This window comes from Sulfitobacter sp. 1A15299, assembly GCF_043556915.1.
In the GTDB taxonomy this organism is placed as follows: Bacteria; Pseudomonadota; Alphaproteobacteria; order Rhodobacterales; family Rhodobacteraceae; genus Sulfitobacter.
Map to the genome: position 1 here is coordinate 131,586 of NZ_JBIFFJ010000003.1, position 12,921 is coordinate 144,506.

The window sequence follows — 12,921 nt, forward strand, 5'->3', positions numbered from 1 at the left end:
CGACTTTTAACTCTCGATTAACGGTCGCCTGCCAGTCTCATTCCGGAACCTCGACGGGGCACGGAATGAGCAACCTTCGCCTGAAACTCTCAGCGCCGCGGATGGCCACCGCGCCCGCCCGCCGAATGCGGTTGGGCGAGCATTTGATCGCCGCAGGGGTCATTGGCCCGCGCGATCTACTGCACGGGCTTGACCTGCAGCGCCACATCGACGCCGCTCTGGGCGAAGTTTTGGCCACCGAAGGCTTGATCGCCCCCGATGACATCGTCAAAGCGCTTGCCCGCCAACATGGCGCCCAGCCGGTCGACCTCGACCGCAGCCCCTGCGATCAACGGCTTGCCGCTCGGATACCCGCGCATTTGTGCCTGCAATTCGAGGCCGTGCCATGGCTGGAACTGGGGGACCGGCTTTTCGTGGCCAGCGGTCGCCCCGCTGAATTCACTCAGCTTTGCGATGCCTTGGGGGAGCGGGGGAAGACTCTGGTACTGGTCGTCGCCGATGCCAGACAGGTACGAACCCAGATCGGCAGGCTCTATGCTGCCGAACTGGCGGAACGTGCCGTCACCCGTGTGGCGGAGGCGGAAAGCTGTCGAAACTGGGGGCTACGCAGCCTCAAGCGGCGGTTTGCCTTGCGGGGTGTTTTGCTGTCGCTCCTCGGCCTGTTGGTGCTTTTCCCCGCTGCGGTCCTTGCCATTGCGCTCCTCTGGGGCGCGTTTACCCTGCTGCTGACCAGCGGGCTCAAGGCCACGGCCCTTTGGGCCGCGCTCGCCCGGCCCAAGCCCCCCCGGTTACCGCCGCATTTGCAAGAGAGTAAGGGATTCCGCCTGCCCCAAGTCTCGGTCCTCGTGCCCCTGCTGCATGAGGAAGAGATCGCGCAGGCGCTGATCGCGCGGCTTTCGCGGCTCACCTACCCGAAATCGCTGTTGGAGGCGGTTCTGGTCCTCGAAGCGAGTGACAAACTCACCCGTGCGACCATCGCCCGCACCCCCCTGCCGCCATGGATCAGCGTGATCGAAGTGCCCGACGCCGGGGCGCTCAAGACCAAACCCCGCGCGCTGAACTACGCGCTTGATTTCTGCCGCGGCAGCATCATCGGCGTTTGGGATGCCGAGGATGCGCCGGAGCCGGACCAGATCGAACAGATTGTCACCCGCTTTCACAACGCACCCGAAAATGTCGCTTGTTTGCAGGGGGTTCTAGATTTCTACAACAGCCGCGGCAATTGGATGGCCCGCTGCTTTTCGATCGAATATGCGACGTGGTGGCGGGTGATCCTACCAGGCGTGGCCCGGCTGGGGCTGGTTGTCCCGCTGGGCGGCACCACGTTGTTTTTCCGGCGCGACATCCTCGAACGGCTCGGCGCTTGGGACGCCCATAACGTGACCGAGGATGCCGATCTGGGTCTCCGGCTGGCGCGGCGCGGCTATGTGACCGAACTGATGCGCACCACCACCTATGAAGAGGCCAATTGTCGCCCGTGGCCTTGGGTGCGGCAACGATCCCGATGGCTGAAGGGCTACCTCATCACTTGGGCGGTCCATATGCAAAGGCCGCGTGCCCTGCTGAATGACCTCGGGCTGCGGCGGTTCATCGGCGTGCAGGCGATCTTTCTCGCCACGGTCTCGCAATTCGCCCTCGCGCCCCTTCTCTGGTCGCTGTGGCTGAGTTTTTTCGGGCTGTACCACCCGGTTACGCACTGGCTTGCCCCGCCCGTCCTGAGAGTGATCTTCGCCCTCTTCATTCTATCGGAATTACTGAACTTCTGCGCCGCCACCATCGCGGTCTCAGGCCGGGGTCAGCGGCATTTGCTGCCTTGGGTCATCACCTGCCCGCTCTATTTCGCATTGGGAGCCTTGGCCGCCGCCAAAGCGCTGTTTGAGCTCTATCGCAGCCCACATTTCTGGGACAAAACCGCCCATGGCCACACTCTGCCGCGCTATGTGAGACCGCGCAGGAAGATCAAAAATCATCCTCGCGCCGGACCGCTTCCTGCTTCAAGCGGGTCATGAAGGCGACGGAGATATGCGTGCGCAGCGCCTCATCCGCGCCATCCTCATCGCGGGCTTCGATCATCTGCACGATGCGGTCATGTTCGGCCTGCGCAATCTCCCCACGCCCCTCCACCGCGAGGGATGAGGTCGCCATCAAGGCCATGGAGCGGTGCACGAGGTCGAGCTGCTGCACCAAATAGCGGTTGTGCGATGCCAGATGGATTTGCTTGTGAAACCGTTTGTTCGCCCGCGCCAGCGCATTGGGATTGCCTGCCAGCGCGTTGTCGGCATCCACCATCTCCCGCAGCACGCGCACCTCCTCGGCGGTGGCATGGCGCGCGGCCAATCGCGCGGCCAGCCCCTCCAACTCGCCCCGGACAACGTAAAGCTCGGCCATCTGGTTGTGATCCAGCGAGGCCACGATCAGGCTGCGCCCATCGCGCATCAGCAAGGATTGCGTCTCAAGCCGTTGTAATGCCTCACGGATCGGCGTGCGCGACACGCCGAAACGCTCGGCCAATTCGCTCTCCACCAAGCGGTCACCGGGGCGATAGGTGCCAATGTCGATGGCCTCCAGAATCATCGAATAGGCGTCGGTCGGGCCGGTCTTGGGGTCGGGCATCAGCTATCAGTCCTTGAAAGTTGTGCCACCTTACTCACCGCGACCATTTGCGCAACCCGGCAGGGCTTGCGCGGGCGCGCGTCTCGGCCTACCTCTGCGCCATGCCGCGCGATGCTTTTTCTCATGTCACCACTTGGGTCTTCGACCTCGATCAGACGCTTTACCCGCCCGAAGCGCGGCTTTTCGACCTGATCGAAGCGCGTATGGTCGATTGGGTGATGCGCGCGATCAAGGTCGACCGGGCCGAGGCAAACCACCTGCGCCAGCATTATTGGCAGACATACGGCACCACACTGGCCGGCTTGATGCGCGAACACGGTGTCGACCCCGGCCCCTACCTGACCGAGGTGCATGACATCCCGATGGACCGGCTCACCCCCGATCCCCTGCTCGCTCAGGCCATTCGCGTGCTGCCGGGGCGGTGTATCGTCTATACCAACGGCTGCGCGCCCTATGCCGAACGGGTGCTTGAGGCCCGCGGCCTTTCAGGGCTTTTCGACGCGATCTACGGTGTGGAACACGCTGATTTCCTGCCCAAACCCGAAGCCGCCGCCTATGACAAGGTCTTTGGCATCGACGGGTTCCAGACCGCATCCGCCGCCATGTTCGAGGATGATCCGCGCAACCTCGCCGCGCCCCATGCTTTGGGTATGCGCACGGTACATGTGGCTCCGGAACGTGGCGAAGGCGATCACATCCACTACCATACGCAAGATCTTTGCGAATTCTTAACACGGGTGGCCGGCTGATGACCTTCGATTGCGATATCCTGATTTCCGGCGGCGGCATCGCCGGGTTGACCGCGGCGGCGGCCTTTGGCGCGGCGGGCTTCGATGTGATCTGCGTCGACCCCACCCCGCCCGTCACCGATGGCGCCGCCAAGGGGGCCGACATGCGCTCCACCGCGCTGCTGCAACCGGCGCGGCGGCTGCTGGAAGACGCCGGTCTATGGGATCGTCTTGCCCCCCATGCCGCCGCGCTGCAAATCATGCGCATCGTCGATGCGGGCGGCGAAGACCCGAGCCCCCGCGTCACCCGCGCGTTCGACGCCGCCGATATCTCTGACGCACCCTTCGGCTGGAACTTTCCCAACTGGCTGCTGCGGCGCGAAATTCTGTCCCGGCTGAATGAGGTGCCCAACGTCGATTTCCGCCCCGGCACCGGCACCACCACGCTTTTCACCCGCCAAAGCGAAGCGCGTGTCGGGCTGAGCGATGGCAGCCGGATCAGAACCCGGCTCGTGATCGCCGCTGACGGGCGCAACAGCCCAATGCGCGAGGCCGCCGGGATCGAGGTCACCACCCGCCGCTACGGGCAAAAGGCACTGGCCTTTTGCGTGACCCACCCGATCCCGCATGAGAATGTCTCAACCGAAGTACACCGCGCGGGCGGGCCTTTCACCCTCGTGCCCCTCCCGGACCGCGATGGCATGCCCTGTTCCGCCGTGGTCTGGATGGACGATGGCCCCGCAACCCAAGCCCGCGCCACGCTCGACCCCGCCGCTTTCGAGGCCGAAGCGACCGCGCGGTCGGCCAATCTCTTCGGCCCGCTCACCCTCGCCAGCCCCCGCGCCCTCTGGCCCATCATCAGCCAAGAGGCAAAACGTCTTTCCGCCGAACGGCTGGCGCTCGTGGCGGAAGCCGCCCATGTGATGCCCCCCATCGGCGCGCAGGGGTTGAACATGTCGCTGACCGATATGGCGACGCTGCTGGATCTGGCCCGCGCCGCGCCCGAACGCCTCGGCGATGCGGAGATGCGGGAGGCCTATCACAAGGCCCGCCACGCCGATATCGCGCTCAGGGTCCGGGGCATCGACCTGTTGAACCGCGCCAGCCAAGCCAGCAGCCCGCTCGCCCGAGACGCGCGCGCGGCGGGGCTCAACGCCCTCTATGCCCTGCCCCCGGTGCGCAAGATGTTGATGCAAATGGGGCTGGGCCTGCGCCGCTGAATTGCGGCGCAGAGGGGCTTACAGAACCTCGTCCAACACCGCCGTCAGCCGCGCCACGGTCGCGTCGACATCATAGAGCTTGTCCAATCCGAACAGCCCCAGACGGAAGGTGCGAAAATCATCCGGCTCCCCCACCTGCAACGGCACCCCGGCGGCGATCTGCATGCCATGGGCGGCGAAAGCCTTGCCGTTTTGCACATCGGGATCGGCGGTATAGCACACGACCACCCCCGGCGCGGCAAAACCCTCTGCGGCGACCGAAGTCACGCCGCGGGCGGCCAATGCCTGACGCACCGCCTCGCCCAAACGCCACTGCGCCTCCTTTAGCCGATCGAACCCATAGTCCCGCGTCTCTTTCACCGTATCGCGGAAAGCGCGCAGCGCGTCCGTCGGCATGGTGGCGTGATAGGCGTGCCCTCCGGCCTCATAGGCTTTCATGATGTCGCGCCATTTGCGCAGGTCGATGGCGAAACTGTCCGACGTGGTCTCGTTCAGCCGCGCCTCGGCCCGGGCCGACATCATCACCAAACCGGCCGAGGGCGCGGCACTCCACCCCTTCTGCGGGGCCGAGATCAGCACATCGACGCCGAGCGCCTTCATATCCACCCAGACACAGCCCGAGGCAATGCAGTCGAGCACCATCAGCGCGCCCACCTCATGGGCCGCCGTGGCCATGTCCTTGATATAGTCATCCGGCAGGATCATGCCCGAGCTTGTCTCCACATGCGGTGCAAACACCACCTGCGGCTTCTGCGCGCGGATCGCGGCGGTGACCTCGTCGATGGGAGCGGGCGCAAAGGGCGCGGGGCTGGCATTGCCCTGCATCCGCGCCTTCATCACCTCGGCGCTCTTGGTCAGATCGCCACTCTCGATGATCTGGCTCCAGCGATAAGAGAACCAGCCGTTGCGCACCACGAGCACATCCTGCCCCCGCGCGAACTGCCGCGCCACGGCCTCCATCGCGTAGGTGCCGCCACCGGGCACCAGCGCCACGGCATCGGCGTTATACACCTCGCTTAGCCAGCCCGAGAGGTCACGCATGACCTGCTGAAACTCCGCCGACATGTGGTTGAGCGACCGGTCGGTAAAGACCACGCTGAATTCATCAAGCCCCGAAGGGTCTACCATGTCGAGCAATGCCATCGTTCTTCCTCCATCATTCGAAGCAAAGGGATATGGCCCGCCGCGGCAAAAGGCAAATGCGGCTATAGCGGCCCCGGCAGGCGTTCTTCGCTCAACAGCACATTGGCCTCCACCTCCCCCGCGCCCGGCAGGGTCATGATCCGCCGCCTGAGCACACGCTCGAAGTCCGGCAAGTCTCGCGCCACGACCCGCAGACGGTAGTCGAACAGCCCCAAAACATGCTCCACCGTCTGCACCTCGGGAATGGCCGAAACCGCCCGCTCAAAGTCCTCCAAACTCACCCGCCCGCGCGTGGCCAGCTTGATGCCCAAAAACACCGTCACACCAAAGCCCAAAGCCTCGGCATTCAAACGCAACCGCCGCCCGGCAATCGCGCCCCCCTCCTCCAGCCGCTTGATCCGCCGCCATGTGGCAGGCTGCGACAGGCCAAAACGGCGCCCCAAGGCACTGGCACTTTGATTGGCGTCCCGCGCCAGCGCCCGCAGCAAGGCCCGGTCAATGTCATCAAGATCAATCACAGCGGCAGCCCCTCCTGCGTCTTGATCCGCGCCACATGCATCAGCGCCTCGATCTCGGCGATATGCGGCAGAGTCAGGATGCGACTGCGGTAAATCTGCTGATAATGCCCCATGTCCCGCGCAATGATCGACAGCCGCAGATCGACCCGCCCCAAAAAGGTCTGCAACTCGATCACCTCAGGCACCTGCCGCGCCTCTGCCATGAAGACATCAAAAGCATTCGCCTGCGTCTTGTCCAAAGTCACCCGCAAGGACACTTCCAAAGCATAGCCAAGCGCCGCCCAATCGATCACCACCCCGCTGCCCTGCACGATCCCCTGATCTTGCAGACGCGCAATCCGCCGCGCCGCCTTGCCGGAGGTGACATTGCATCGCTCCGCCAATTCCCCGGGGCTGAGACTCGGCTCTGCCTGCCAGTAGCGCAGAATACGGCGATCCAGATCATCAAGCATGATTTTTCCGTTTTTGAGCATTGTCACGAATAACTATCTTCATCCTTTCACAAATACCTCTGCGATGACAATGGCTACTGGGCGCAACTCCACTATGGTGAGACCCAGAACGAGACAAACCAAAGGACAAGATCATGCGCGTTTACTACGACCGCGACTGCGACGTGAACCTCATCAAGGACAAGAAGGTGGCGATCCTCGGCTACGGCTCCCAAGGCCATGCCCACGCGCTGAACCTGCGCGATTCCGGTGCCAAGAACCTCGTCGTCGCCCTGCGCGAAGGCTCCAAATCCGCCGCCAAGGCCGAGGGCGAAGGCCTCAAGGTCATGGGCATCGCCGAAGCCGCCGCTTGGGCCGACTTGATCATGTTCACCATGCCCGATGAACTTCAGGCCGAAACTTACAAGAAATACGTGCATGACAACATCCGCGAGGGTGCCGCCATTGCCTTCGCCCACGGTCTGAACGTGCACTTCGGCCTGATTGAGCCCAAGGAAGGCGTCGATGTCATCATGATGGCCCCCAAGGGCCCCGGCCATACGGTGCGCGGCGAATACACCAAGGGCGGCGGCGTGCCCTGCCTCGTGGCCGTCGACAAAGACGCCTCCGGCAAAGCGCTGGAAATCGGCCTCTCCTATTGCTCCGCCATCGGCGGCGGACGCTCCGGCATCATCGAGACCAACTTCCGCGAGGAATGCGAGACCGACCTCTTCGGCGAACAGGCCGTGCTCTGTGGCGGTCTGGTGGAACTGATCCGCATGGGCTTTGAGACGCTGGTCGAGGCGGGCTACGCCCCCGAGATGGCCTATTTCGAGTGCCTCCACGAAGTGAAACTGATCGTGGACCTGATCTACGAAGGCGGCATCGCCAACATGAACTACTCGATCTCAAACACCGCGGAATACGGCGAATATGTCTCCGGCCCGCGCATTCTGCCCTACGACGAGACCAAGAAGCGCATGAAAGACGTGCTGACGGACATTCAGAACGGCAAGTTCGTGCGTGACTTCATGCAAGAAAACGCCGTGGGCCAGCCTTCGTTTAAAGCGACCCGTCGCATCAACGACGAGCACCGCATCGAACAGGTTGGCGAAAAGCTGCGCGAGATGATGCCGTGGATTTCCGCAGGCAAGATGGTGGACAAGGCCAAGAACTGAGCCAAGTCTCCCCATAGATAAGACGACATCGACCCCGGCCTTGCGCCGGGGTCTTTGCCTTTACACCCGGAGCCCCGATGAACACCACGCCTCAAATCACGCTGACAAGCTGGCTTTTGATCGCCCTTTTGGGGTTTGTCTGGGGGGGCACCTTTCTCTTTACCGAAGTGGCGCTCACCGGGATCACGCCCTTCTGGCTCGCCGCTTCGCGGATCGGTTTGGCGGCGGTGGTGATGCTGGCGCTCTGGGCCCTGCGGGGGTTCGCGCTTTTCACCGCGCGCCCCTCTGGCTCCGACATCCTCGTGCTGGTGACCATCGGCATCATAAGCGCAGCCCTGCCCTTTTCGCTGCTCGCATGGGGGCAGCAATATGTGACCTCGGGCTTTGCCGGGGTGACAATGGCCTCCGTGGCACTGATCGTCCTCCCCATGGCCCATTTCCTGCTGCCGGGAGAGCGCATGACCCCGCGCAAGGTCGGCGGCTTTGTCATCGGTTTTGTCGGCGTCATCGTGTTGATCGGCGGGCAAGCCTTTGAAAGCACTGGCGCCGCGATGGAGACGGCGGGGCGAATGGCCTGCGTCGCCGCGGCCTCTTGCTATGCGGTCAGCTCGATCCTCATGCGGCGGCTGCCTGCGGTCGATCCGATTGGGCTGGGGACGGTGTTGATGCTGATCGGCGCTGCGGTCATGCTACCCGCCGCCGTCCTCAGCGAGGGCCCGCCGCCCCTGCCCGCGCCCAAGATACTGGCCGTGCTGGTCTTTCTCGGCCTGATCCCCACCGCGGGCGCGGCGTTTTTGCGGGTCTATGTGGTGCGCACCGCGGGGCCGGTCTTCATGTCACTGGTGAATTACCAAGTGCCGGTTTGGTCGGTCCTACTGGGCGCGCTGGTGCTGTCAGAGCCGCTGCCGATGTCGCTGCTCTACGCGATGGCGCTGATCCTTGCAGGGGTTGGGCTTAGCCAATACGGCGCGCTGAAACGGCTGTTCCAGCGCGGGTAGAACAGCTCAGCTGCCCACCGCCGTATTCACCGCCTCGACCACGCTGTCGACGGCACGCTCCATCAGCGCCGCGTCCTCATGTTCGGCCATGACGCGCACCAGGGGCTCCGTACCCGATTTGCGGATCAACAGCCGCCCGCTCTGCGCCAAATCGGCTTCGGCCTGCGCAATGGCGGCTTTGACCTGCGCGTCTTCCAGCGGGGTCTGGCCGGCGGAAAAGCGCACGTTTTTCAGCAGCTGGGGCACTGGGTCGAATTGATAAAGCAGTTCCGAGGCAGGCTTGCCCGAGCGGACCATCTCGGCCAGAAACTGCATCCCGGCCATCAGCCCGTCGCCCGTGGTCGCATAGTCGGTCATCACGATATGGCCCGACTGCTCCCCCCCGAGGTTAAAGCCCCCTTCGCGCATCCGCTCCACCACATAGCGGTCGCCGACGGCGGTGCGTTCCAACTGCACGCCGCGGTCGTTGAGGAATCGCTCCAGCCCGAGGTTGCTCATCACCGTGGCGACCAGCGCGTTGCCCTTCAAGCGCTGCTCGCTCGACCAGCGCGCGGCCATCAGCGCCATGAACTGGTCGCCGTCGCCGATGCGCCCGTTCTCGTCGATCAGGATCACCCGGTCGGCGTCGCCATCAAGGCAGATGCCCACATCGGCGCCATTGGCCACCACGGCCTCCGCCGCCGATTGCGGCTGGGTGGAACCGCAGCCGTCGTTGATGTTGAACCCGTTCGGGTCAACACCCACGGGGATCACATTCGCGCCCAATTCCCACAGCGCCATCGGCGCCACATGGTAGGCCGCCCCATGGGCGCAGTCGATCACCACCTTCAGCCCATCAAGGCGCATCTGACGCGGGAAAGAGGATTTGACCCGCTCGATATAGCGAAAGCGGCTGTCGTCGATCCGCTTGGCCCGGCCAATCTGATCCGGTGCCGATGGCTCGACCCCCTCGGCGACCAGCGCTTCGATTTCCTGTTCGACCTGATCGGAAAGTTTGAAGCCATCCGGGCCGAAGAACTTGATGCCATTGTCGCTGGCCGGGTTGTGACTGGCCGAGATCATTACCCCCAGATCGGCCCGCATGGAGCGCGTCAAAAGCCCCACCGCCGGTGTTGGCACCGGCCCTAGAAGCAACACGTTCATGCCGGTGCTGGTGAGCCCTGCGGTCAGCGCGTTTTCGAACATATAGCCCGAAAGCCGCGTGTCTTTCCCGATGACGACACGGTGCACGCCGCTCTTCTCACGCCGGAAATAGCGCCCGACAGCGGCCCCGATGCGCAGCGCCATATCGGCGGTCATCGGGTGAATATTGGCGGTGCCCCGCACGCCGTCTGTACCAAAGAGCTTTGTCATACCTGTTTACCTGCCAGTGCCGAACGATAAAGTAAAATGGATTGAAGGGTTTGCGCCACATCGTGGACGCGCAAGACTTGGACCCCGTGGTTCAGCGCCGCGAGGGCCACCGCGATGGAGCCGGGCGCGCGTTCTTCCCCCGCCGCACCGCCGCCGATCGTGCCGATGAAACGTTTACGCGACGCGCCGAGCAAAATCGGCACCCCGAGGCTGTGGAACAGGCTGAGGCGTGCAAGCAGCGCGAGGTTATGATCCAGCGTCTTGCCAAAGCCGATGCCCGGATCGGCGATGATATTTTCGCGCGGGATGCCCTGCGCCTCAAGCGCCGCGATCCGCTCGGCCAGATAGTCATAGACATCAAGTAGCACGTCACCATAGCGCGGATCGCGCTGCATCGTGGCCGGGTCGCCTTGGGCGTGCATCACACAGACCGGCACCCCCCGCGCTGCGCAGAAGGGCGCAAGCGCCGGGTCGAAGGTCAGCCCCGCCACGTCATTGACCAGATCCGCCCCCGCCGCCACGGCGGCTTCGGCCACGGCGGCCTTGCGGGTGTCGATGCTGATTGCCCCTCCCCCGGCGGCCCGCAGCCCTTCGATCACTGGCCGGACACGCGCAATTTCTTCGTCCTGCGGCACGGTATGCGCGCCCGGGCGGGTCGATTCCCCGCCGATGTCGAGCATATCGACCCCCGCCGCCCGCATCGCCACCCCTGCGGCGACTGCGACCTGCGGATCGGCATGACGCCCCCCGTCGGAGAAACTGTCAGGCGTGGCATTGAGGATGCCCATCACGCGGGGGCGGTCGAAACTCAAGCCAGCGATGGCCGGGCGCGGCGCGGTCAGGGCATCGCGCGCGGCTAAGGGGAGCGCCTCTGCCGGGATCACGCGCGGCGTCTGCCCCCGCGACAGGACTTCAACATGGGTGAACCAGCCCCAACCGCCCGCGAGGGTCAGCGCAGCTTCGGGCCGTGCGGGGCCGATCTGAACCAAGGGGCGGTGGTAGTCGGTCATCAGACGATCTCCGCAGTTTCGACGTCAAGCAGGCGTAGCGGCAGTTTTGCGCCCCTAGGCCGCTCCGCGCCGATCAGGACCAATTCGCAGGCTGCTGAACTCTCGGCGAACCACGCGGCTAGGGCGGGTGCTGCGCTTGGCGGGGCCGTGGGGCCGTCCACCGCGTCGAGCACGATGCGCGCAGGCGCCCAGATGCTGATCTGGCCGTTTTTCATCGCCCAGTCCAATTCGGTCCGGCTGCCGACAACCGCGCCGCGCGGATCGCGGGCCGAGAGCATCCAAGCGTTCTGTTCGATGGCTAAGAGGTCGATGTGGCGCTGCGCTTTCTCATCCTCGGCCTGGGGCAAAGGGGTGTCGGAGGGGCCAACACAGAGGATTACCGGCTCCGCAGCGGCTTTCAATTGGTCCAGCCATCCCGGCAACCGCGCTGACGCAATCGCCGCGTTGGAGAGATAAACCACGCGCGGCTGCGGCGCCTCTTGGCCCGCGTCCTGCGAAGCGGCCTCCTCCCGCGCGCGCACGATCTCAACGCCAAGGGCCCCGGGGCCACGGTCGAGCTTTTCGATCCGCACGAAGACCCGCACCGCTTGCGGCTCGATCAGGATACGATCGGCCACCCGTTCGGCAAGCGTTTCCAAAAGATTGAGCCGTTCGGCGCCAAGCTCGGCGGCGATGGCTTCGGTCACGCGGTCGTAAGACAGGATCCGGTCGACATCATCATCCACCACACCCGTCAGGGGGGCCACCTCGACCACCACGTTGAAACAGACCCGTTGGGTGACGTCCCGCTCGGCCTGAAAGGCGCCGATCTCGACCTCAACGATATGATCGCGCAGGGAAATACGGTCGCGCGGCTCAGGGCCGGCCATCGTCTCTGCCCGCTCGGAAGGGTGGGCAAAGGCAAGTCGAATTTCGTCGTCGGACATCGGCAGCGCCTATCGGATCAGGGTAATGGCCCCACCGGGGGCGCTTCGATGCACATTTAGCAGGCCCACCGGCGGCAGACCAGCACCCGAAGGCATATCCCGCCCCTCAGTTCGAGGCGGTCTTCCATGTATGGCGATAGAAGAGATGCTGACCGATCCGGGCGGTCTTGGTATAGACCCGTGCCCAATTGGGATTCACAGCGGTGGTGTGATAGTGGGTCGCCCCATTGGTCAGCTTCGGCGCGCTGCCGTCGATGATCGCACGCGCGACTTTCGAGACACGGGCAAAGGCGCGCGGCTCATTGATGACTTCTTTGTGGCCGTCGCAGGTGTAGGTGAACTGGCACTGATACTTGCGCCCGGTCCCTTGGTTGATCACGCCACAAAGGGTGCCGGGGAAACGGGCGGATTTCACGCGGTTCATGATCACTTCGGCCACGGCGAACTGGCCTTTGACCGTCTCGCCCCGCGCCTCGAAGTAGAGCGCTTCGGCAAGGCACTGCAACTCGGCGTTGCCTTCGGCCTTGGGCTGGCTGTCGATCCACGCCGTGGAGAATTTCACGTCTGTCGCGTTGGCCGACACGGGCTGTGCGACCATCTCCTGAAGCCGCGCCGCACCGGCGGACTTCAGACCTTGAATTTCAATCTGCGCAAGATCGCTTGCGCTTTCAGAGCTGGCTTGAACCGCCAGAGGGCTGCTGCACAGCGCCACGGAAAGAGCAAAAGAAATCGACCGGATAAAACGCATTATGCGCCTCGCATCATTGTTAGGGCTGCGGGGCGGATAGCCAAAAGGTTCCCGG

13 protein-coding genes are annotated in these 12,921 nt (G+C 64.2%); 5 read left to right on the top strand and 8 right to left on the bottom strand.

Annotated elements, in window-relative coordinates:
* Positions 1–65: 65 nt before the first annotated feature.
* Positions 66–2,009, top strand: a complete 1,944-nt coding sequence (locus ACGYK7_RS06015; RefSeq protein WP_394399973.1) for a glycosyltransferase family 2 protein — start codon at positions 66–68, stop codon at positions 2,007–2,009.
* Here the strand turns inward: ACGYK7_RS06015 and ACGYK7_RS06020 are convergent.
* The gene (locus tag ACGYK7_RS06020; protein ID WP_394399975.1) at positions 1,960–2,613 is read right to left on the bottom strand and encodes a GntR family transcriptional regulator; all 654 of its coding nucleotides are present in this window, start codon (positions 2,611–2,613) and stop codon (positions 1,960–1,962) included. The two genes, ACGYK7_RS06015 and ACGYK7_RS06020, sit on opposite strands and share 50 nt — an antisense overlap.
* A 101-nt stretch (positions 2,614–2,714) precedes the next feature.
* Here ACGYK7_RS06020 and ACGYK7_RS06025 point away from each other — a divergent pair, with 101 nt between their 5' ends.
* Both ACGYK7_RS06025 and ACGYK7_RS06030 read left to right on the top strand, forming a co-directional pair.
* The gene (locus ACGYK7_RS06025; RefSeq protein WP_394400400.1) at positions 2,715–3,362 is read left to right on the top strand and encodes a pyrimidine 5'-nucleotidase; all 648 of its coding nucleotides are present in this window, start codon (positions 2,715–2,717) and stop codon (positions 3,360–3,362) included.
* The gene (locus ACGYK7_RS06030) at positions 3,362–4,561 is read left to right on the top strand and encodes a UbiH/UbiF family hydroxylase (RefSeq protein ID WP_394399977.1); all 1,200 of its coding nucleotides are present in this window, start codon (positions 3,362–3,364) and stop codon (positions 4,559–4,561) included. The genes ACGYK7_RS06025 and ACGYK7_RS06030 overlap by 1 nt, the downstream gene beginning before the upstream one ends.
* Positions 4,562–4,579: 18 nt before the next feature.
* Here ACGYK7_RS06030 and ACGYK7_RS06035 read toward each other — a convergent pair whose 3' ends face one another.
* From ACGYK7_RS06035 to ACGYK7_RS06045, 3 genes are all read right to left on the bottom strand, one after another.
* Positions 4,580–5,704: an aminotransferase class V-fold PLP-dependent enzyme gene (locus ACGYK7_RS06035; protein ID WP_394399979.1), complete on the bottom strand. Its 1,125-nt coding sequence runs from the start codon at positions 5,702–5,704 to the stop codon at positions 4,580–4,582.
* A gap of 62 nt (positions 5,705–5,766) precedes the next feature.
* A complete protein-coding gene (locus ACGYK7_RS06040; RefSeq protein WP_394399981.1) occupies positions 5,767–6,222 on the bottom strand; it encodes an Lrp/AsnC family transcriptional regulator in 456 nt (151 codons plus the stop codon).
* Positions 6,219–6,674: an Lrp/AsnC family transcriptional regulator gene (locus tag ACGYK7_RS06045; protein ID WP_394399983.1), complete on the bottom strand. Its 456-nt coding sequence runs from the start codon at positions 6,672–6,674 to the stop codon at positions 6,219–6,221. Before ACGYK7_RS06045 ends, ACGYK7_RS06040 begins: the two co-directional genes overlap by 4 nt.
* Positions 6,675–6,808: 134 nt before the next feature.
* Here ACGYK7_RS06045 and ilvC point away from each other — a divergent pair, with 134 nt between their 5' ends.
* Together ilvC and ACGYK7_RS06055 are read left to right on the top strand one after the other, a co-directional pair.
* Positions 6,809–7,831: a ketol-acid reductoisomerase gene (ilvC, locus tag ACGYK7_RS06050; protein ID WP_394399985.1), complete on the top strand. Its 1,023-nt coding sequence runs from the start codon at positions 6,809–6,811 to the stop codon at positions 7,829–7,831.
* Between the two features lie 77 nt (positions 7,832–7,908).
* The gene (locus tag ACGYK7_RS06055; RefSeq protein ID WP_394399987.1) at positions 7,909–8,829 is read left to right on the top strand and encodes a DMT family transporter; all 921 of its coding nucleotides are present in this window, start codon (positions 7,909–7,911) and stop codon (positions 8,827–8,829) included.
* Positions 8,830–8,835: 6 nt separating this feature from the next.
* Here the strand turns inward: ACGYK7_RS06055 and glmM are convergent, their stop codons facing one another.
* The 4 genes from glmM to ACGYK7_RS06075 form a co-directional block, all read right to left on the bottom strand.
* A complete protein-coding gene (gene glmM / locus ACGYK7_RS06060) occupies positions 8,836–10,182 on the bottom strand; it encodes a phosphoglucosamine mutase (RefSeq protein ID WP_394399989.1) in 1,347 nt (448 codons plus the stop codon).
* A complete protein-coding gene (gene folP / locus ACGYK7_RS06065; protein ID WP_394399991.1) occupies positions 10,179–11,192 on the bottom strand; it encodes a dihydropteroate synthase in 1,014 nt (337 codons plus the stop codon). The genes glmM and folP overlap by 4 nt, the downstream gene beginning before the upstream one ends.
* The gene (locus ACGYK7_RS06070) at positions 11,192–12,118 is read right to left on the bottom strand and encodes a dihydroneopterin aldolase (protein WP_394399993.1); all 927 of its coding nucleotides are present in this window, start codon (positions 12,116–12,118) and stop codon (positions 11,192–11,194) included. The genes folP and ACGYK7_RS06070 overlap by 1 nt, the downstream gene beginning before the upstream one ends.
* A gap of 106 nt (positions 12,119–12,224) precedes the next feature.
* Complete coding sequence (locus tag ACGYK7_RS06075) at positions 12,225–12,866, bottom strand: cell wall hydrolase (RefSeq protein ID WP_394399995.1); 642 nt, start codon at positions 12,864–12,866, stop codon at positions 12,225–12,227.
* Positions 12,867–12,921: the final 55 nt, after the last annotated feature.

Excerpts from the sequence above, each read along its gene's own strand:
- ACGYK7_RS06015 (WP_394399973.1), top strand. The coding sequence starts at position 66 with ATGAGCAACCTTCGCCTGAAACTCTCAGCGCCGCGGATGGCCACCGCG.
- ACGYK7_RS06020 (WP_394399975.1), bottom strand. The coding sequence starts at position 2,613 with ATGCCCGACCCCAAGACCGGCCCGACCGACGCCTATTCGATGATTCTG.
- ACGYK7_RS06025 (WP_394400400.1), top strand. The coding sequence starts at position 2,715 with ATGCCGCGCGATGCTTTTTCTCATGTCACCACTTGGGTCTTCGACCTC.
- ACGYK7_RS06030 (WP_394399977.1), top strand. The coding sequence starts at position 3,362 with ATGACCTTCGATTGCGATATCCTGATTTCCGGCGGCGGCATCGCCGGG.
- ACGYK7_RS06035 (WP_394399979.1), bottom strand. The coding sequence starts at position 5,704 with ATGGCATTGCTCGACATGGTAGACCCTTCGGGGCTTGATGAATTCAGC.
- ACGYK7_RS06045 (WP_394399983.1), bottom strand. The coding sequence starts at position 6,674 with ATGCTTGATGATCTGGATCGCCGTATTCTGCGCTACTGGCAGGCAGAG.
- ilvC (WP_394399985.1), top strand. The coding sequence starts at position 6,809 with ATGCGCGTTTACTACGACCGCGACTGCGACGTGAACCTCATCAAGGAC.
- ACGYK7_RS06055 (WP_394399987.1), top strand. The coding sequence starts at position 7,909 with ATGAACACCACGCCTCAAATCACGCTGACAAGCTGGCTTTTGATCGCC.
- glmM (WP_394399989.1), bottom strand. The coding sequence starts at position 10,182 with ATGACAAAGCTCTTTGGTACAGACGGCGTGCGGGGCACCGCCAATATT.
- folP (WP_394399991.1), bottom strand. The coding sequence starts at position 11,192 with ATGACCGACTACCACCGCCCCTTGGTTCAGATCGGCCCCGCACGGCCC.
- ACGYK7_RS06070 (WP_394399993.1), bottom strand. The coding sequence starts at position 12,118 with ATGTCCGACGACGAAATTCGACTTGCCTTTGCCCACCCTTCCGAGCGG.
- ACGYK7_RS06075 (WP_394399995.1), bottom strand. The coding sequence starts at position 12,866 with ATGCGTTTTATCCGGTCGATTTCTTTTGCTCTTTCCGTGGCGCTGTGC.